The sequence below is a fragment of the Burkholderiaceae bacterium genome, assembly GCA_024235995.1.
Lineage (GTDB): Bacteria > Pseudomonadota > Gammaproteobacteria > Burkholderiales > Burkholderiaceae_C > Ottowia.
In genome coordinates this window covers 281,678-299,640 of sequence record JACKLI010000001.1, presented here as the reverse complement: position 1 = coordinate 299,640, position 17,963 = coordinate 281,678, and the positions used below count along the sequence as shown (strand labels likewise).

General features: G+C 67.9%; 18 protein-coding genes and 1 pseudogene. 8 read left to right on the top strand and 11 right to left on the bottom strand.

All coding sequences use genetic code 11. The annotated features are described in order from the left end of the window. Nucleotides 1-82 precede the first annotated feature (82 nt). The 5 genes from gshB to H6927_01490 are packed head-to-tail and all read right to left on the bottom strand — an operon-like array spanning nt 83 to nt 3,678. Nucleotides 83-1,033 (bottom strand): glutathione synthase, encoded by a 951-nt coding sequence (gshB, locus tag H6927_01510; protein MCP5216777.1) that lies wholly within the window; start codon nt 1,031-1,033, stop codon nt 83-85. A 30-nt stretch (nt 1,034-1,063) separates the two neighbouring features. Then, nucleotides 1,064-2,257 (bottom strand): benzoate/H(+) symporter BenE family transporter, encoded by a 1,194-nt coding sequence (gene benE, locus H6927_01505; protein ID MCP5216776.1) that lies wholly within the window; start codon nt 2,255-2,257, stop codon nt 1,064-1,066. Nucleotides 2,258-2,303: 46 nt separating this feature from the next. Next, complete coding sequence (locus H6927_01500; GenBank protein ID MCP5216775.1) at nt 2,304-2,831, bottom strand: hypothetical protein; 528 nt, start codon at nt 2,829-2,831, stop codon at nt 2,304-2,306. Beyond that, nucleotides 2,818-3,150: a hypothetical protein gene (locus H6927_01495; protein MCP5216774.1), complete on the bottom strand. Its 333-nt coding sequence runs from the start codon at nt 3,148-3,150 to the stop codon at nt 2,818-2,820. The genes H6927_01500 and H6927_01495 overlap by 14 nt, the downstream gene beginning before the upstream one ends. 21 nt (nt 3,151-3,171) lie before the next feature. Next, entirely contained in the window at nt 3,172-3,678 is a 507-nt protein-coding gene (locus H6927_01490) for a hypothetical protein (protein MCP5216773.1), read from the bottom strand. A 284-nt stretch (nt 3,679-3,962) separates the two neighbouring features. On the opposite strand from H6927_01490, the gene H6927_01485 reads away from it, so the two are divergent. The 6 genes and pseudogenes from H6927_01485 to H6927_01460 all read left to right on the top strand — a co-directional run bounded on the left by H6927_01485 (nt 3,963) and on the right by H6927_01460 (nt 8,023). Next, the gene (locus tag H6927_01485; GenBank protein MCP5216772.1) at nt 3,963-4,445 is read left to right on the top strand and encodes a pilin; all 483 of its coding nucleotides are present in this window, start codon (nt 3,963-3,965) and stop codon (nt 4,443-4,445) included. A 48-nt stretch (nt 4,446-4,493) separates the two neighbouring features. Next, nucleotides 4,494-6,191: an O-antigen ligase C-terminal domain-containing protein gene (locus H6927_01480; GenBank protein MCP5216771.1), complete on the top strand. Its 1,698-nt coding sequence runs from the start codon at nt 4,494-4,496 to the stop codon at nt 6,189-6,191. An 18-nt stretch (nt 6,192-6,209) separates the two neighbouring features. Continuing rightward, entirely contained in the window at nt 6,210-6,446 is a 237-nt protein-coding gene (locus H6927_01475) for a hypothetical protein (GenBank protein MCP5216770.1), read from the top strand. Nucleotides 6,447-6,583: 137 nt separating this feature from the next. Next, a complete protein-coding gene (locus H6927_01470) occupies nt 6,584-6,892 on the top strand; it encodes a nucleotidyltransferase domain-containing protein (protein MCP5216769.1) in 309 nt (102 codons plus the stop codon). Continuing rightward, nucleotides 6,882-7,242, top strand: a pseudogene (locus H6927_01465) (DUF86 domain-containing protein). The gene H6927_01470 and the pseudogene H6927_01465 overlap by 11 nt, the downstream one beginning before the upstream one ends. 19 nt (nt 7,243-7,261) lie before the next feature. Continuing rightward, nucleotides 7,262-8,023 (top strand): hypothetical protein, encoded by a 762-nt coding sequence (locus H6927_01460; GenBank protein ID MCP5216768.1) that lies wholly within the window; start codon nt 7,262-7,264, stop codon nt 8,021-8,023. Between the two features lie 92 nt (nt 8,024-8,115). Here the strand turns inward: H6927_01460 and H6927_01455 are convergent, their stop codons facing one another. Continuing rightward, on the bottom strand, nt 8,116-8,442 hold the full coding sequence (locus H6927_01455; GenBank protein ID MCP5216767.1) for a PbsX family transcriptional regulator: 327 nt from the start codon (nt 8,440-8,442) through the stop codon (nt 8,116-8,118). A 121-nt stretch (nt 8,443-8,563) separates the two neighbouring features. Between H6927_01455 and H6927_01450 the strand changes: the two genes are divergently transcribed. Continuing rightward, nucleotides 8,564-9,781 carry a CoA transferase gene (locus H6927_01450; protein MCP5216766.1) on the top strand — a complete coding sequence of 406 codons (1,218 nt, stop codon included), beginning with the start codon at nt 8,564-8,566 and terminating at the stop codon, nt 9,779-9,781. 76 nt (nt 9,782-9,857) lie between these two features. Here H6927_01450 and H6927_01445 read toward each other — a convergent pair whose 3' ends face one another. The 5 genes from H6927_01445 to H6927_01425 all read right to left on the bottom strand — a co-directional run bounded on the left by H6927_01445 (nt 9,858) and on the right by H6927_01425 (nt 17,435). Beyond that, nucleotides 9,858-11,741, bottom strand: a complete 1,884-nt coding sequence (locus H6927_01445) for a potassium transporter Kup (GenBank protein MCP5216765.1) — start codon at nt 11,739-11,741, stop codon at nt 9,858-9,860. Nucleotide 11,742: 1 nt separating this feature from the next. After that, entirely contained in the window at nt 11,743-13,614 is a 1,872-nt protein-coding gene (locus tag H6927_01440; protein MCP5216764.1) for a potassium transporter Kup, read from the bottom strand. Nucleotides 13,615-13,675: 61 nt separating this feature from the next. After that, nucleotides 13,676-14,965: a glutamate--cysteine ligase gene (gene gshA, locus H6927_01435; GenBank protein MCP5216763.1), complete on the bottom strand. Its 1,290-nt coding sequence runs from the start codon at nt 14,963-14,965 to the stop codon at nt 13,676-13,678. A 46-nt stretch (nt 14,966-15,011) separates the two neighbouring features. Then, entirely contained in the window at nt 15,012-16,451 is a 1,440-nt protein-coding gene (locus H6927_01430; GenBank protein MCP5216762.1) for a glutamate-5-semialdehyde dehydrogenase, read from the bottom strand. 24 nt (nt 16,452-16,475) lie between these two features. Next, a complete protein-coding gene (locus H6927_01425) occupies nt 16,476-17,435 on the bottom strand; it encodes a LysR family transcriptional regulator (protein MCP5216761.1) in 960 nt (319 codons plus the stop codon). Nucleotides 17,436-17,600: 165 nt separating this feature from the next. Here H6927_01425 and H6927_01420 point away from each other — a divergent pair, with 165 nt between their 5' ends. Then, nucleotides 17,601-17,903, top strand: coding sequence for a hypothetical protein (locus tag H6927_01420; GenBank protein MCP5216760.1), 303 nt, complete (start codon nt 17,601-17,603; stop codon nt 17,901-17,903). Nucleotides 17,904-17,963 lie beyond the last annotated feature (60 nt).

Sequence of the window (17,963 nt, the reverse complement as noted above, 5' to 3'; positions counted from 1 at the left end):
CGCGACGTTACAAGGCGTAGAGGGTGTGGCCCGGCGCCCAGCCTGCGTGGGGCGCTACAAATTTAAACAGCTCGGGGAAGAATCAGGCGGTGGTCACGCGCCGCTCCAGCGCGTCGACGAACAGCGCCGGCACGTCGCAGCCGGTCTGCTCGTGGATCTCCTGAAAGCAGGTCGGGCTGGTCACGTTGATCTCGGTGACGCGGGTGCCGATGATGTCCAGTCCGATCAGCAGCAGCCCGCGCGGCGCCAGCACCTGGCCGATGGCGCGCGCGGTGGCGCGGTCGCTGTCGGTGATGGGCTGGGCCACGCCCTTGCCACCGGCCGCCAGGTTGCCGCGCACCTCGCTGCCCTGCGGGATGCGCGCCAGCACGAAGGGCACGGGCTCGCCGTCGATGATCAGCACGCGCTTGTCGCCGGCGGCGATCTCGGGCAGAAAGCGCTGCACCATCACGGTTTGCGCGCCGCCCGCGTTCAGCGTCTCGATGATGGAGCCAAGATTCAGTGCATCGGCCTTGACGCGGAAGATGCCCATGCCGCCCATGCCGTCCAGGGGCTTGAGGATGATGTCCTGGTGCTCGGCGTGAAAGCGGCGGATTTCGTCCTCCGAGCGCGTGACCAGCGTGGGGCCGATGAACTGCGGCCACTCCATGATGGCGAGTTTTTCGGGGTGGTTGCGTAGCGCCGCCGGCTGGTTGACCACGCACGCGCCCTCGCGCTCGGCCTGCTCCAGCAGGTGGGTGGCGTAGATGTATTCGGCGTCGAAGGGCGGGTCCTTGCGCATCAGCACGGCGCCAAAGTCCTTCAGCGCGCGCTCCTGCGCCGGCTCCTCGGCAAACCAGTCGGGCGTGTGGCCCGTAAGCTGGATGGGGCGCACCCGGGCCTGCACCACGCCGCCCGAGCGCCAGTGCAGGTCCTGCGGCCCGCAGGCGGCGATGCGGTGGCCGCGCCGCTGCGCCTCGCGCATCATCGAGAAGGTGGTGTCCTTGTAGGTCTTGAAGTGCTCGAGCGGGTCGGCGATGAACAGCAGGTCCATGGGGGGCTCTTTCGTTGCGCGCATCTTGCCTCAAGGGCGCGCGCCTTGCCGGGCGTCGGGTTTTCGCCGCGCCTGGGTGACGAGCAGGGTTACCGCGCCGGCCACCACGCCCCAGAAGGCCGAGCCGATGCCGGCAATCGTCACGCCCGACAGCGTGACCAGGAAGGTGATGACCGCGGCCTCGCGGTGGGCGTCGTGCTCCAGCGCCGTCTTCAGGCCCGAGCCGATGGTGCCCAGCAGCGCCAGCCCGGCAATGGCCGCCACCAGCTCCTTGGGAAAGGCCGTCAGCAGCCCCGCCACCGCCGCGCCGAACAGGCCGATCAGCACGTACAGCACGCCGCAGCTGACGGCCGCGGTGTAGCGCCGCGCCGGGTCGGGGTGCGCCTCGGGGCCCATGCAGATGGCGGCGGTGATGGCGCTGAAGTTGAGCGCGTAGGCGCCAAAGGGCGCCAGCACCAGGGTGGCCAGCCCGGTCAGGCTGATCAGCCGGCTCACGGGCATCCGGTAGCCGGTGGCGCGCATCACCGCCACGCCCGGCAGGTTCTGCGAGGCCATGGTCACCACGAACAGCGGCAGCGCCAGGCTGACGGCCGCCTGCCAGGTGAACACCGGCGTGGTCCACACCGGCCGCGCCCAGTCCCAGCGCACCGCCGTCCAGGCGATCGAGCCCTGCCAGGCCGCGAACGCGATGGCCACGGCCAGCGTCAGCGGCACCGTGTAGCGCGGCCACCAGCGGCGCGCCAGCAGGTAGGCCGCCAGCATCACCAGCACCAGCGGCAGGGCGGTGCGCGCCGCGCCGAAGGCCGCCATGCCGAAGTGCGCCAGCACGCCCGCCAGCAGCGCCGAGGCCAGGGCCATGGGGATGCGGTTCATCACGCGTTCGAACCAGCCCGTCACGCCGCACAGCAGGATCAACAGCGCGCAGACGATGAAGGCGCCCGTCGCCTGCCCCAGGTCGAAGCCCAGCCCCGCGCTGGCCAGCACCGCCGCGCCGGGGGTGCTCCAGGCAATCATCACCGGCTGGCGCAGGATGAGCGACGGAATGGCCGTGGTCAGCCCCATGCCCAGCCCCAGCGCCCACATCCACGACGTGACGACCTGCTGCGACGCGCCAAACGCCTGCGCCGCCTGAAACACCAGCGCCACCGAGCTGGTAAAGCCCACCAGCACCGCCACGAAGCCCGCGATGGCGGCCGACAGGCTCAGGTCCTTGAAAAATCGCATCGGAGGATTGTGCGCGCGTGCTGCTTGCACCGACCGCGCGCGTCGATCAGGCTTGCGCCAATCGCCGCGCTTGCTGTTGCAGCCGCGCCTTGCGCGCCTCGTCAACGGGCAGCGCATCGATGCGGGCGGCCAGGGTGTCCGCCGAGATGATGCCGTGGCGCAGCATCGTCGCCACGAAAGGCCCGTCCTTGTCGCGACCGGCCACCAGCTTGGCAGCAGCCAAGTCATGCGGTTCCAGGCACCATCCCAGCTTCAAATCGGTTTGCTCGTTCTGCAACTTCACCAAGCGCTCTTGCCAGCCGTCCGGCAGCACCGCCGTCTCGGGCCCCACGCCTTGGGCGTAATACCCGAAGCGCTCATGAAACGGCGACAACTCGCCAATGGCGCCATCGATCAAATCCGCCAACTCGGGGTGCCGCATCGGGTAGCAGTCAGCCTCCATCGACTGCATCAGCTCAGGTGGCGGTGCTGGCACGCTGGCCAAAATGGACTGGCTGCCAATCACCACGATCTCGTATTCGTTGGTGACAGCCGCTGCCGCGCGAATCAGATGCTCCAACTCAGCGCGCCGCATCGCCCTGCCTCGCGCGCCAGGCCTTCAAAAACGCCAGGCGCTCGGCGTTGCTCAAAACGCCCGCAAAGGGCGATGCCTGGCGCAACGCGGCGGCACGTGGTGAATCTTCCTCGGCCACCGCCAGGCAGGCAGACATGCCCTGTTCGGCCAAGGCTTGCCATTCGTGCACATAGGGCTGCACCTGCGGGCAGGCGTTGTGCTGCCAGCGCGTCAGATTGGCCCGCACGTGCTCGAACAAGGCCGGATTGGCTCGCACGCGCGCGGCTGCCAGTCGGTGCAGGGCGCGGGTGCGTTCGTCAAGCTGGGTGTGTGTGGACATGCCTTGATTGTGCAGTCGATTTCAGGGCGCCGGCCGCGCGCCCGCATCGGCAGCCCCGGCCGCCACGCCCTGCAGCAGGCCCTGCAGCTGCTGCCGGGCGATCGGGTGGCCCAGCGCCGCCGCCTTGGCGATCCACATCACCGCCATCTGCCGGTCCTGCTCGCTGCCGCCCGCCGCCTGGGCCGTGCCCAGCCAGTGCATGGCCTCGGCGCTGCCCTGCTCGGCGGCGGCCTGCAGCCAGTACCGCGCGGCCGCGCCGCCGCCGCGCACTTGCAGCAGCGCGCCGATGTCGGCCTGCGCCTGCGCGTCGCCGGCATCGGCCTGCAGCAGTATGGCCACGTCCTCGGCGTCGAAGGGCACGCCCGTGCCGTCGCGAATCAGCCCCAGCACGTCCGCCAGCGCCAGCGTGGCACGCCCGCGCGCGTCCTTCTCGCCCTTGGCCAGGGCGCCGTCGGCCACCTTGCGCCACAGGGTGCTGCGGCCGATGCCGGTCAGGGCCGCCACGGCGTCCAGGCTGATCGAGTTCACGCGCTTGGTCCTTTCATTGCCGGCCCGATTCTAGAAGGCCAGGCCGTCCGGCCGGACATTCGCCTCCATCCCAAGCGCCTGAGCGGGACGCCCGTTGCCGTCCCGCCGGGGCGTGAGATGGCGTTCACCGTCCCGGTGACCTCGCCAATCTGTGCGGTTTGCCACGAATGCACGCCTGGCTGCGGCTTGGCACGCCCCCTGCATCACACAAGGCGTGCGGCGACGCACGTCAACGAGTGTCTCCCAAGGTCCCCTCCATTTTTCAACCGAAAGAGGAAATCGAAATGAAAAAACTCCAGCAAGGCTTCACCCTGATCGAATTGATGATCGTGGTGGCCATCATTGGTATCCTGGCGGCCGTGGCGCTGCCGGCGTATCAGGACTACACCAAGCGCGCTAAGGTGTCGGAAGTGGTGCTGGCAGCCTCGGCTTGCCGCACGACCATCACCGAGGTCTATCAAAGTGCAACCAGCGGTGCCACTGTCGGTGCAAACAACTGGGGCTGCGAGGCCAGCGGAGCCAATGGCTCGTCCAAATACGTCAAATCCATTGAGACCGATGACAAGGGTGTCGTGACGGTAACGGCTCAGAATGTCGGCGATACGCAAATCGACAGCAAGGCAATCACGCTGACGCCGTACAAAGATGATACAAACAAAATGGGTGGTTCCACCGATTTCGGGAAGTCCGTTTTCAAATGGGTATGTGGCCCTGCTAGTTCGGGCGGCATTGCCGGGAAGTTTCTGCCTGGTTCCTGCCGCGGCTAAGCGAGATTCAATGGCCTGAAAACGCTCCGCAAGGAGCGTTTTTTATTGATGCATGGCTTCCTCTTCTTGCTGGCCGCCGGGACCTCGCTCCTGAGCTGGCTGATGCCCAACCACACCCTGCCTTGGGCCAGCTGGCATTCGGAGGCGATGGCGTTTCTGGCCGTGCTCGTTTTTGCCTGGCTCGGGCTGGCGCGGTCGCGCCGTGTCGCCGACGTTAGCGATATCGCGTTTCCGCCGGCCACACTGCCGTTTGTCGCGCTTGCCCTGATCGCTGCAGCGCAGAAGGCGGGCGGTGAACTGCATTTTTTGGGTGACGTGCTGGTGTTTTGGTTGTACCTGGCCCTGTGCATCGTTGCCCTTGTCCTTGGCTATTCGGCGACGGCGCGCGAACGATTGGGCAGTGCACCTTCCGGCGCCGCCTTTTCCTTGCGCGGGCTGGCATTCATCCTGCTGGCCGCTGGGGTGATTTCCACCGTGATTGCCTATGCACAGCTCTTCGGGTTGTGGGAATCATCCGAATGGATCCTGCGCACCTGGGGGTGGCGTCGGCCCGGTGCCAACCTCGCGCAGCCCAATCATCTGGCCACCCTCCTGGTCATGGGCGTGGCCAGCGTGGTGTTTCTGTATCAGTCGCAGCGGCTCGGAGGCCTTGCCTGCAGCCTGCTGCTGCTGGTTCTCTACGCCGGGCTTGCTGTAGCCGAGTCACGCACCGGGATGCTGTCCCTGCTGCTGCTGCTCGGCTGGTGGCTGTTGAAGCGGCGCCGCATCGGCTGCGCGCCGCCGGTTTGGGTGGGCATTGGTTGTGCCGCTGTCGCGCTGGCGCTGTTTCTGGCTTGGCCACCGTTGCTGAACACGCTGTTGCTGGATGATGAGGCCACGCTCAACACCACCTCCAGCCTGCGCTTGGAACTTTGGTCGCAGTTGCTGGATGCGATCGCGATCAAGCCTTGGCTCGGCTGGGGCATCCATGCAACGGCGCAGGCGCACAACGCAGTGGCCGATCGCTATGCAGTCAGCGCGCCACTTACATACAGCCACAACCTGTTGCTGGATGCGGCCCTTTGGTGGGGCCTGCCACTGACCGCGCTGCTGGTGGCGCTGGTCGGCGTCTGGCTGTGGCGCCGAGTGCGTGCGACCAACGATCTGGTGCCGTGGTACGGTTTGGCGGTGGCTCTGCCCTTGGCGGTACATTCGATGCTGGAGTATCCCTTTGCCTATGCCTATTTCCTGGCACCAGCCATGTTCGCCATCGGGGCGACGGAAGCCGCGCTTGGGCTGCGGCCGCTGTGGCGGTTCCCGGCTGGGGCGGTTGTGGCGGCGCTGGCGCTGCTGACCGTGGTATTGAGTTGGTCAGCGGTCGAGTATCTGCAGATCGAGGAAGACTTCCGCATCGCGCGCTTCGAATCCTTGCGGATTGGCACAACACCGCCGAACCATCAGCGGCCACCGGTTGTCCTGTTCGATCAACTCGGTCTGCTGCTCGACGACGCCCGGATTGTGCCGACGCCACATATGTCGCCTGCGGATATGCGGGTCGTCAAAGCGGCGGCACTGCACTACCCATGGTCGGCTACCCAGTACCGCTATGCGTTGGCGCTGGCCTTAAACGGCGAGCAGCAAGAAGCAGCACGACAAATTCAGGTGATGCGACGCCAATGGGGAGAAAAGGCGTACGGTGAATTGAAGCAGCAAATTCGATTTGTCGCCGATCGCTATCCCGAATTGCATGCATTGCCTCTGCCTTAAGCACCGATAAAAGCAAGTATGAAGCGCGATGTCGCCATGGATGCGTTGCTCGATCTGAACGAATCGGTTTTCGGCGTATGCCACAAGCATCGGCACGCGTCGGACAAGAGCGCGCCCTGTGAGTTCAAGGGCGCCCAGCAATTGCTGGAAGATTTTTTCGCGGATGTGGATCGCGTTTTACTGGGGGGTCAGCAAGCCATGAAAACTGAAAAGCTCACCAAGGCCCAAGGGAAAATTGGGGTCAGATCACATTGAGCTGCGCTCCGGTGGACGGGTTTTGATTCAAGGCTGAACGGACCGGGGCCGTTTGATCACGGATGGCCCCGAGGTGCCGGATGCATGCGCCATGCGCTGGGTGTGCACCGGAAGCGACCGTCCCTACAATGAGCAGCATGTCCTTCGAGTTCGATGCCTTGCGTGGGCGCATCGCCGAATCGTGCCGACGCTATCGGGTGCGCCGACTTGACGTGTTCGGCTCCTCGGTGCGCGCGGATTTCGACCACCGGCGCAGCGACGTGGATTTTCTCGTCGAGTTTTCCGATGCCTCACCGGAGGGGGCTGCCGACCGGTACTTTGGCCTGCGCGACAGTCTGCAAGCGGTGGTGGGCCATCCAGTCGATCTGGTGATGCGCGGCGCGGTGCGCAATCCGTACTTTCTGCAGGCCATCGCCCGCGAGCAGCGCAACGTTTATGCGGCTTGATGCCCGTGCCTGGCTATTTGACGTGGTCGAGGCCGCGCAGCGGGTGCAGCGCTTTGTCGACGGACGAACCTACGCGGACTACCTGGCGGATGAACTGCTGCGTGCCGGTGTGGAGCGCCAGTTCGAGATCATGGGCGAGGCCCTGAGTCAATTGCCGCCAGGATGTGGCATTGGCGGAGAGTATCCGGGAGCATCGCAAGATCATCGGGTTTCGCAACCTGTTGATTCACGCCTATGCCACGGTGGATGACGGCATCGTATGGAACATCGTGACGGAAAAACTGGCGCCGGCGGACGCGCAGGAATTGCTGGTGCGATTGGACAGGCAAGCGCGAGGTGAAGGTGATTAGAGCGAAATCCTCCGTGCCCATGACCCATCGTTTGCGTTTTGCCGCGCGCTATGCGCTGCGGCACGTGGTTCTTTCCCTGCTGGTCGCGCTGGCCTCGGCCGGCGTGGTGTTCGGCCTGTGGTATGCCGCGCCCTACCGGCAGTTGCTGAACGTGGGCCACATCTACCTGCTGGTGCTGGCTGTCGATGTGGTGTGCGGCCCGCTGCTGACCTTGATCGTGGCCAGCCCCGGCAAGTCGCGGCGCGAGCGCTGGCTGGACTTTTCGCTCATCGGCCTGATCCAGCTGGCGGCGCTGGCCTATGGCATGCACAGCGTGTGGGTGGCGCGGCCGGTGGCGCTGGTGTTCGAGGTGGACCGGCTGTCGGTGGTAACGGCCAACGAGGTCTTGCAAGACCGGTTGCCCAAGGCATTGCCCGGCTTTAACCAGTTGCCCTTCGCTGGCGTCTTGAAGGCCGGCACGCGCAAGCCGGCCAACAGCGACGAGATGTTTCGCAGCGTGCAGCAGGGCCTGGCTGGCGTGCCGTTGGCGGCACAGCCCGACTGGTGGCAGCCCTGGGCCGATTCGCTGCCGGCCATGCGCGCGCGTGCCAAGCCATTGCCCGATCTGATCGCACGCAAGCCCCAGGCTGCGGCGGCGTTGCAGGATGCCGCCCGCGCCGCCGGCCACGCGGTGGCCGATCTGCGCTATCTGCCCCTGGTCAGCAGCAAGACGCTGGACTGGGTGGCGCTGCTGGACGACAAGCTGGACATGGTGGGCTGGGCGCCGGTGGATGGGTTTTGAGGCCGGAGGCCCGATGCAAGGGGCCGGCGACGCTTGACTCGAATGTGCCCCCAGCGATTGCAATGGGCATCGGATGGTCGTCGAGCATTTCTTCACCGACCGCCGGGTTGTACCGGATGAAGATGATCTCGGCCCGCTCGGGCACCCAGAGCGCGGACTTGCGCGTCGCCATGGGCAAACGCCTCCACGCCCACCGCGCCACCGGCCATGGCTTCGCCGCCGTGCTTCTTCGGATCGAAGGCCGCCAGCATCTGCTCCAGCGTCGGCTCGGTCTCGGTCTCGACGATGATGCGGCCAGGCTTGACCGTGACACGCACGGGCGATCCATCGGCCACGCCTGCGGTCTTGGCCATCGGCTTGGTGAGCCGCAGCGTAAGGCCGTTGCCCCACGCGCTGATCTGTGCTGCGGAAGTGCTCACGTGCCATCTCCAATTCGTTGACACGAATGCATCAACGTCGTGTCGTCGTGCCAACGTACATATCAGCATCGGGGCCTGCTCTGTCAGACGGCGTCTTCGCGCTGCTGTTCAGTGGGGCCGGATGCACAATGCCCGCATGAGCACCCGTCCAGCCACCCCCCTTGCCGGCCTGCGCGTGATCGAGATGGGCCAGCTGATCGCTGGCCCCTTTGCCGGCAAGACACTGGGCGACTTTGGTGCTGACGTCATCAAGATCGAACCGCCGGGCGCGGGCGACCCGCTGCGCAGCTGGCGGCTGCTGCAGCACGGCACCTCGGTGTGGTGGCAGGTGCAGTCGCGCAACAAGCGCTCGCTGGCGCTGGACCTGCGCGCGGCCGAGGGCCAGGACATCGCGCGCCGGCTGATCGCCGAGGCCGACGTGCTGATCGAGAACTTCCGCCCCGGCACGCTGGAGGGCTGGGGCATGGCGCCCGAGCAGCTGCACGCGCTCAACCCCGGGCTCATCATCCTGCGCATCTCCGGCTACGGCCAGAGCGGGCCGTACCGCGACCTGCCGGGCTTTGGCGTGGTGGGCGAGGCCATGGGCGGCCTGCGGCACCTGACGGCCGAGCCGGGCCGCGTGCCGGTGCGCGTGGGCGTGTCCATCGGCGACACGCTGGCGGCGCTGCACGGCGTCATCGGCGTGCTGCTGGCGCTGCACCACCGCACGGCGCACGGCGGCGCGGGGCAGGTGATCGACGTGGCGCTGCACGAGGCGGTGTTCAACTGCATGGAAAGCCTGATCCCCGAGTACAGCGCCTTCGGCGTGGTGCGCGAGCCCGGCGGCAGCGCGCTGCCCGGCATCGCGCCCAGCAACGCCTACCCGTGCCAGGACGGCTGGGTGCTGGTGGCGGGCAACGGCGACAGCATCTTCAAGCGGCTGATGGCCGCCATTGGCCGGCCCGATTTGGCCGACGCGCCCGACCTGGCCGGCAACGCCGGCCGCGTGGCGCGCGTGGCCGAGATCGACGCCGCCATCGGCGCCTGGACGCAGCCGCGCACGGTGCAGGCGGTGCTGGACGCGCTGGCCGCCGCGCGCGTGCCCGCCGGCAAGGTCTACACCGCGCGCGACATCGCCCAAGACCCGCACTACCAGGCGCGCGGCATGCTGCTGGCGCAGCGCACGCGCGACGGCGACACCGTGACGGTGCCCGGCATCGTGCCCAAGCTGTCGGCCACGCCGGGCGGCGTGCGCAGCAGCGCGCCGCACCTGGGCGAGGACAGCGATGCGGTGCTGCGCGAGATGGGCCTGACGGCGCCGCAGATCGCGCAGTTGCGCCAGCGCGGCATCGTCCAGTGACTGCCTGGCCAGCTTATTGCTATGAATTAAATAGCTGTTTGCGCAATGCCGATGCGGGCGACAGGCCGATTCGGCATCAAATCTCGATTTGTGTTCCGAGCTCCACCACCGAGTTGATCGGCAGATGCAGAAACTCGGCCATCGAGCTGGCGTTGAGCTGCAGGCGGGTGTAGAGCTTTTCGCGCCACACCGCCATGCCGCCGCCCGGCTGCGGCACGATGGTGGTGGCCGACAGGAAGTAGCTGGTCAGCATGGGGTCGATCGGCCCCACCTGGGCGGTGGCGCCGCGCAGCGCGGCGGGCAGGTCGATCGAGTCCTTGAAGCCGTAGTGCAGCGTGATGCGCCAGCAGTCGTGGCCCAGCGCGGCGATCTCCAGGCGCTGCCCGGGCGGCACCCAGGGCACCTCGTGGTTGCGCACGTTGACGAACAGGTTGCGCTGGTGCAGCACCTTGTAGTGCTTGAGGCTGTGCAGCAGCGCGTTGGGCGTGATGTCGGCCACCGAGCACAAAAAAACCCCGGTGCCGGCCACCCGCGCCGGCGGGTGCACGAAGACCGCGTCCAGGAACAGCGGCAGCTCCACCGCGTGGTCGCGGTTGTTGGCGCGGATCAGCTCGCGCCCGCGCCGCCAGGTGGTCATCACGGTGTAGACCAGCCCCGCGATCAGCAGTGGGTACCAGCCGCCGTCGGCGATTTTGAGCGCGTTGGAGCCGAAGAACACCAGGTCGACCGCCAGGAACACCCCGGTGGCCGCCAGCGCCAGCGGCAGGGGGTAGTGCCAGCCGTGGCGCACCACGAAGAAGGTCAGGCCCGTGGTGATGACCATCAGCAGGCTGACCGACACGCCATAGGCCGCGGCCATGGCCGACGAGCTGCGAAACACGCCCACGGTCAGCACCACGCCGCCCAGCAGCAGCCAGTTGACGGCGCGGATGTAGATCTGCCCGATCTCCTCGCTGGAGGTGTGGTCGATGCGCATGCGCGGCAGAAAGTCCAGCTGCATCGACTGCTTGGCGGCCGAGAACGCGCCCGAGATCAGCGCCTGCGAGGCGATCACCGTGGCGGCGGTGGCCAGCACCACCAGCCCCACCAGCGCCCAGGGCGGCGCCAGCAGGTAGAACGGGTTTTCGACCGCCTTGGGCTGCGCGAGCACCAGCGCGCCCTGGCCCAGGTAGTTGAGCATCAGTGCCGGCATCACCAGGATGAACCAGGCCAGCCGGATGGGCCGCTTGCCGAAGTGGCCCATGTCGGCGTACAGCGCCTCGGCGCCGGTCAGGCACAGGAACACCGCGCCCAGCGTGATGAAGGCCAGGTGCGGCTGCTCCCACACGAAGCGCAGCGCGTGGTGCGGCGAGACGGCCGCCAGCACCTGCGGATGGCGCAGCACCTGCGCCGCGCCCACGGCGCCCAGCACCAGGAACCACAGCACCATCACCGGGCCGAAGAAGCGCCCGATGTGCTCGGTGCCGTGGCGCTGCACCACGAACAGCAGGGCCAGCACCACCAGCGTGATCGGCAGCACGACGGCCTTGGCCGCGGGGGCGGCCACCTCCATGCCCTCGACGGCCGACAGCACCGAGATGGCGGGCGTGATCACGCCGTCGCCGAAGAACAGCGCCACGCCGAACGCGCCCACCGCCAGCATGCCGGCGCGCAGGCGGGGGCGCTCGCCCACCGAGCGCGAGGCCAGCGCCAGCAGCGCCATCATGCCGCCCTCGCCGTCGTTGTCGGCGCGCATGACCAGGGCCACGTACTTGAAGGCGACCACCACGATCAGCGCCCAGATGAACATCGAGGTGGCGCTCATCACGTGCTGCGGCGACAGCGGCACACGCCCGTCGGCAAACACCTCGCGAAAGGCGTACAGCGGGCTGGTGCCGATGTCGCCGAACACCACCCCCACGGCCCCCAGCATCAGCGCGCCCAGGCTGGAGCGGCTGATTGGGGCGGAGGCGGCGCTCATGTCAGATCTCGACTTTGCCGCCCAATTCCACGACTGCGTTGCTGGGCAGGTTCAGGTATTCGGATGCGTCCGTGGCGATGTGGTGCATGTAGGCGAACAGCTTCTCGCGCCAGGGCATCAGGCCGGCGCCGGGGGTGGGCGTGACGATGTGGCGCGACAGGAAGTAGCTGGTGCTCATGGGGTCCAGCTTGACGCCGCGCCCGGCCAGCAGGCCCAGCGCCTTGGGCAGGTCGGGGTCGTTCTTGAAGCCGTAGTGCAGCACGATCTGCCAGCAGTCGTGGCCCAGCGACTGCACCTCCAGGCGCTTGTCCAGGCCGATCCACGGGATCTCGTGCGGGCGCACGGTGACGAACAGGTTCTGCTCGTGCAGCACCTTGTTGTGCTTGAGGTTGTGCAGCAGCGCGTTGGGCACGACGCTGGGGTCGGGGGTCAGGAACACCGCCGTGCCGGCCACCCGCGAGGGCGGCGAGGCAAACAGCGCCTCCAGGAAGTCGGTGAGGTTCAGCGCCGTGTTCTGCAGCGCGCTGTGCAGCAGCGCGCGCCCGTCGCGCCAGGTCACCATCAGCAAAAAGATGGCGCCGGCGATGGCCAGCGGAAACCAGCCGCCATGCACCAGCTTGAGCAGGTTGGAGCTCCAGAACAGCAGGTCGACGGTGAGAAACACGCCGGTGGCCGCCAGCGTCAGGGCCAGCGAGAACTTCCAGGCGTAGCGCACCACGAAGAAGGTCAGCACCGTGGTGATCAGCATGTCGGTGGTCACGGCGATGCCGTAGGCGGCCGCCAGGTTGTTGGACGAGCGGAACATGCCGATGGCCAGCACGATCATCACGAACAGGCCCCAGTTGACCAGCGGCATGTAGATCTGCCCGGTGTCGCGCACGCTGGTGTGCTGGATCGTCAGGTGCGGCAGAAAGCCCAGCTGGATGACCTGCTTGGTGACGCTGTAGGCGCCCGAGATCAGCGCCTGCGAGGCGATCACGGCGGCGGCCGTGGCCAGCCCCACCAGCGGCAGCGTGGCCCAGTCGGGCGCCATGTGGAAGAACGGGTTCTTGACCGCCGCGCTGCCCTCGGCCAGCAGCAGCGCGCCCTGGCCGAAGTAGTTGAGCACCAGCGCCGGCATGGCGATGGTGAACCAGGCCAGGCGGATGGGGCGCTTGCCGAAGTGGCCCATGTCCGCGTACAGCGCCTCGCAGCCGGTGACGCACAGCACCACCGCGCCCAGGGTGATGAAGGTGACGCCCGGGTGCTGGGCCGCGAAGGCCAGCGCGTAGTGCGGCGACAGGGCCCACAGGATGCGGGGGTTGCGGGCGATCTGCAGCACGCCCAGCGCGGCGATGACGGCAAACCACAGCAGCATCACCGGCCCGAAGAAGCGGCCGATGCCGGCGGTGCCATGCTTTTGCACCAGGAACAGCGCGAACAGCACGACCAGCGTGAGCGGGATCACGTAATCGGCGAAGTTGGGCGAGACCACCTCCAGGCCCTCCATCGCGCCCAGCGTGGTGATGGCCGGCGTGATCACGCCGTCGCCATAGAACAGGCAGGTGCCGAAGATGCCCACCACCAGCATGCCGCGCCGCAGCACCGGCCGGTCGGCCACGGCGGTGGAGGCCAGCGTGAGCATGGCCACCAGGCCGCCCTCGCCGTTGTTGTCGGCGCGCAGCACCAGCACCACGTACTTGATGGAGACGATGATGGTGAGCGTCCAGAAGATCAGCGACAGCACGCCGTAGACGTTGTTGGACGTGAACTGCACGTGGCCGGCGCCGAAGACCTCCTTGACGGTGTACAGCACGCTGGTGCCGATGTCGCCGAACACCACGCCGATGGCGCCGACCATCAAGGTGGGCAGCGAGGTCTTGGATTCGGCCATGGATGGAAGGACAGAGGGGGGCGATTCGGGGTGCGCCGATCGCGGCGGCGCGCCGGGGGTGTCAGGCCGCGTCCAGCAACTCGGGGTCGGTGGCTTCCAGCTCGTAGCTGGCCGCCACCATGGCCAGGCGGGCGATCACGCCGTACATGTAGAAGCGGTTGGGCGCGCGCGCCTCGCCCTTGGCGCCGGGGCGCGGCAGGTGGGCGTTGCCGGCAAAGGGCAGGGGCACGAAGCGCGCGCCCGGCGCGTTCAGGTTGTCGTCGCCGCCGCGCTCGGCGTGGATGCGGTAGAAGCCCCCCACCACGTAGCGGTCGATCATGTAGACCACCGGCTCGGCCACTGCGTCGTGAATGCGCTCGCCGGTCAGCACGCCCTCCTGGATGATGACCTCGCCCGTGGGCATGGGCCCGCCGTCGGCCGGGAGCGCGGCCTTGGCGCCGATGTCGGCCAGGTCCTTCACGTCGCGCACCGTCATGATGCCCATGCCGCGCGGGCCGTGGTCGGCCTTGACGACGACGAAGGGCTTCTCGGGGATGCCGTACTCCTTGTACTTGCGCCGGATCTTGGTCAGCAGCGCGTCCACGTGGGTGCGCAGGCATTCGCCGCCGTAGGCCTCGTGGATGTCGATCTCGCCGCAGGTGGCGAACAGCGGGTTGATCAGCCAGGGGTCGATGCCCACCAGCTTGCCGAAGCGCTTGCTCACGTCCTCGTAGCACTGGAAGTGCCGGCTCTTGCGCCGCACCGTCCAGCCGGCCTGCAGCGGCGGCAGCAGGTACTGCTCGTGCAGGTCTTCCAGGATGCCCGGCGCGCCGTCGGGCAGGTCGTTGTTGAGCAGGATGGTGCAGGGGTCGAAGTGCTTCAGGCCCAGCCGAAAGCGCTGGCGCTGCGCCGGCTCCAGCGTCAGCTTCTGGCCGTCGGCCAGCGTCATGGTGGTGCTGCGCTTGAGCAGCGGATCGACCGAGCCCAGGCGCACGTTCAGCCCCGCCATGCCGAAGATCTCGGCCAGGCGCGCCAGGCTGGCCAGGTAAAAGCTCGACGGCTTGCCGCTCTCGGGCACGATCAGCAGGTTGTGCGCCTCGGGGCAGATCTTCTCGATCGCCGCCTGCGCCGCCTGCACCGCCAGCGGCAGCGTGTCGGGCGACAGGTTGTGCCAGCCGTCGGGGTACAGGTTGGTGTCCACCGGCGCCAGCTTGAAGCCGGCGTTGCGGATGTCCACCGAGCAGTACAGCGGCGGCGTGTGCTCCATCCATTCCAGGCGAAACCAGCGCTCGATCACCGGCGTGGCATCGAGCAGGCGCTGCTCCAGCTCGTTGATGGGGCCATTCAGGGCGGTGATGAGGTGGGGAACCATGGGCGCATCGTCACAGGAATTCCCGCAGTGTAAAGGGGCCGAGCTTTCAATTTCGGATTTCACCCTCGCCCAGCACCACCCATTTCAGCGAGGTCAGCCCCTCGAGGCCCACCGGCCCGCGGGCGTGGAACTTGTCGGTGCTGATGCCGATCTCGGCGCCCAGGCCGTACTCGAAGCCGTCGGCAAAGCGCGTGCTGGCGTTGACCATGACGCTGGCCGAATCCACCTCGCGCAGAAAGCGCTGGGCGTGGCGGTGGTCGGTGGTCAGGATGGCGTCGGTGTGGTGGCTGCCGTAGCGGTTGATGTGGGCGATGGCCTCGTCCAGGCCGGCCACCACCTTGATGCTGATGATGGGCGCCAGGTATTCCTCGAACCAGTCGGACTCCTGCGCCGGCTTCAAAAGTGCTTCGATATCGATAGCTGCTTGGGCTTTGTCGGCGCCGGCCAGCGGCCTCATTTGCTTGAGAATGGCCAGCGCCTCGGCGTCGCAGCGCATCTCCACGCCCTTGGCCGCGAACGCGGTGCCGATGCGCGGCAGGAAGGCCGGTGCCACGCCGCGCGCCACCAGCAGGCTTTCGGTGGCGTTGCAGGGGCTGTACTTCTGCGTCTTGGCGTTGTCCACCACCTTCACGGCCAGCTCCAGCTCGCACGGCTCGTCCACATAGGTGTGGCAGTTGCCGTCCAGGTGCTTGATGACGGGCACCTTGGCCTCGCGGCTGATGCGCTCGATCAGGCCCTTGCCGCCGCGCGGGATGATCACGTCGACGAACTCGGGCATGGCGATCAGCAGGCCGACGGCGGCGCGATCGGTGGTCGGCACCAGCTGCACCGCCGCGGGCGGCAGGCCGGCGGCCGCCAGCGCCTGCTGCACCAGGGCGGCCAGCGCGGTGTTGGACTCGATGGCCTCGCTGCCGCCGCGCAGGATGGCCGCGTTGGCGCTCTTGATCGACAGGCTGGCGGCCTCGATGGTGACGTTGGGGCGGCTCTCGTAGATCATGCCGAATACGCCGATGGGCACGCGCATCTGCCCCACGCGGATGCCGCTGGGCTGCTGCCTGAGGCCCACGATGTCGCCGATGAGGTCGGGCATGGCGGCCAGCTGCTCGCAGCTCTGGGCGCAGGTCTCGACGATGGGCGGCGTGAGCTTGAGGCGGTCGCGCATCGGCGCGCTCAGCTCGCCGGCGCGCGCCAGGTCGCGTGCGTTGGCAGCCTGCAGGGGCTCGACGTTGGCGCGCAGCAGGCGCGCCAGCTCGCGCAGCGCCTGGTTGCGCGCCGCCACCGGCGCGCGCGCCATGGCGCGCGAGGCGTCGCGGGCCTGGCGGCCCAGGGCTTGCATGGTGAGGGAGACATCGGGCGCGTTCATGCGCCCATTGTCCCAAAAGATCGTCCCGAACGCCGGCTTGAGCCGCCGCTCGCGGCGCTCCACCGCCGCCGGTCCTAGCCCAGCCAGGCAAGGCTGCGCGCCCACAACCCAGCGCTGGGGCATGACTCCGATCGATGACGTCGGGATTCATGCCGACGCTATCGGTCGGCGCTTGGATGGGGCCATCGCATGACGCGCCGGCTTGGCGGCCTCGGCCTGCCTGAAGGCCTGGGCGAATTCCTCCAGGTGCGCCAGCAGCGCGCGCAGCGCCGCGCTGTTGTGGCGCCGCTGCATGTAGACCACGTGCAGCCAGACGTCGGTGGGTGAGAACGCCTCCAGCGCGCTCTCCAGCTCGCCGCGCTCGAGGTGCGGCGCCAGCGCGCGGCGCGCACCCCAGATCACGCCCAGGCCCTGCATCGCCAGGGCGATCAGGGGGGTCTGGCTGGTGGCGGCAAAGCGCGGCTGCAGCGCCAGCTCCAGCGGCTTGCCCTGCACGCTGAACTGCCAGCGCGGCGCCTCGCCGTACAGGTTGTGGGCCAGCTGCGCGTGCGTGAGCAGATCGCGCGGATGGCTGGGCTTGCCGTGCGCGCGCCAGTACGCCGGCGCGGCGGCGGCCACGAAGTCGATCGGCACCAGGCGCCGCACGATCTGGTTGGCGTCGTCGATCGGACCGATGCGAAACGCCAGGTCGATTCCCTCCTCGACCAGATTGAGCACGCGGTCGGTCACGTGCAGGTCCAGGGTCACCTCGGGGTACTGCAGCATGAACTGGCCCAGCAGGGCCGGCAGGTCGGTCTGCATCAGCGCGTGCGGGGCCGTCAGCTGCAGCCGCCCGCTGGGGCGCGTGGCGCGCTGGTGCAGCTCGCCCTGGGTCAGGTCGATCAGCTCCAGCAGCGCGCCGCTGCGCTCGAACAGCAGCTGCCCGGCGTCGGTCAGCGACACCTTGCGCGTGGTGCGGTTGAACAGGCGCAGGCCGAAGCGCGCCTCCAGCTGCGCGATCGACTTGCTGACGCTGGCCGGCGACACGCCCTGCGCGCGCGCCGTGGCCGAGAAGCTGCCGCGCCGGGCGACTTCGCGGAAGGTCTGGATGAGGTCGAGGGAGTCCATGGCGACATTATTTCCGATATGGAACAAGTGAAATCGTTCCGAAGGGCTTTTTTAAACACCGCGATCGGCACAAACTACGTTCCATCGAAGGCCGCAACACACACCTTCGAGCCCCGCACGGCCGGTCGGCCGCGGGATCAACGTACCGATATGAAGGAATGCATCGTGAAAAAACTCAACGCCTCCATCGCCGCCGCCGTCCTGCTGCTGTCGGGCAGCGCCTTTGCCGGCTCGCTGCAGCCGGCCGCCGGTGAAGCGCCGTTTGCCGGCCAGGCCGTGGTGCTGAACAGCTCGCTGCAACGCCAGGACGTGCGCGCCGACGCCGCGCGCCAGCTGCCGGCCGCTGGCGAGATGAGCGCCCAGGCCACGCCCGAGCCCACCAGCACCGTGACGCGCGCCGAAGTGCGCGAGGCCACGCGCCAGGCGCTGGCCAACGGCTTTCACCTGGCCGTCGGCGAAGCCGCCTGATGCCGCACTCCGGCCTGCGGGCCGGAGATGCTGTTGCCCCAACCCCGCTGGCACGCCCGT

Excerpts from the sequence above, each read along its gene's own strand:
- H6927_01475 (MCP5216770.1), top strand. The coding sequence starts at position 6,210 with ATGAAGCGCGATGTCGCCATGGATGCGTTGCTCGATCTGAACGAATCG.
- gshB (MCP5216777.1), bottom strand. The coding sequence starts at position 1,033 with ATGGACCTGCTGTTCATCGCCGACCCGCTCGAGCACTTCAAGACCTAC.
- gshA (MCP5216763.1), bottom strand. The coding sequence starts at position 14,965 with ATGGTTCCCCACCTCATCACCGCCCTGAATGGCCCCATCAACGAGCTG.
- H6927_01445 (MCP5216765.1), bottom strand. The coding sequence starts at position 11,741 with ATGAGCGCCGCCTCCGCCCCAATCAGCCGCTCCAGCCTGGGCGCGCTG.
- H6927_01470 (MCP5216769.1), top strand. The coding sequence starts at position 6,584 with ATGTCCTTCGAGTTCGATGCCTTGCGTGGGCGCATCGCCGAATCGTGC.
- H6927_01460 (MCP5216768.1), top strand. The coding sequence starts at position 7,262 with ATGACCCATCGTTTGCGTTTTGCCGCGCGCTATGCGCTGCGGCACGTG.
- H6927_01500 (MCP5216775.1), bottom strand. The coding sequence starts at position 2,831 with ATGCGGCGCGCTGAGTTGGAGCATCTGATTCGCGCGGCAGCGGCTGTC.
- H6927_01450 (MCP5216766.1), top strand. The coding sequence starts at position 8,564 with ATGCACAATGCCCGCATGAGCACCCGTCCAGCCACCCCCCTTGCCGGC.
- H6927_01430 (MCP5216762.1), bottom strand. The coding sequence starts at position 16,451 with ATGCCCCAGCGCTGGGTTGTGGGCGCGCAGCCTTGCCTGGCTGGGCTA.
- H6927_01440 (MCP5216764.1), bottom strand. The coding sequence starts at position 13,614 with ATGGCCGAATCCAAGACCTCGCTGCCCACCTTGATGGTCGGCGCCATC.
- H6927_01425 (MCP5216761.1), bottom strand. The coding sequence starts at position 17,435 with ATGGACTCCCTCGACCTCATCCAGACCTTCCGCGAAGTCGCCCGGCGC.
- benE (MCP5216776.1), bottom strand. The coding sequence starts at position 2,257 with ATGCGATTTTTCAAGGACCTGAGCCTGTCGGCCGCCATCGCGGGCTTC.
- H6927_01480 (MCP5216771.1), top strand. The coding sequence starts at position 4,494 with ATGCATGGCTTCCTCTTCTTGCTGGCCGCCGGGACCTCGCTCCTGAGC.
- H6927_01485 (MCP5216772.1), top strand. The coding sequence starts at position 3,963 with ATGAAAAAACTCCAGCAAGGCTTCACCCTGATCGAATTGATGATCGTG.
- H6927_01495 (MCP5216774.1), bottom strand. The coding sequence starts at position 3,150 with ATGTCCACACACACCCAGCTTGACGAACGCACCCGCGCCCTGCACCGA.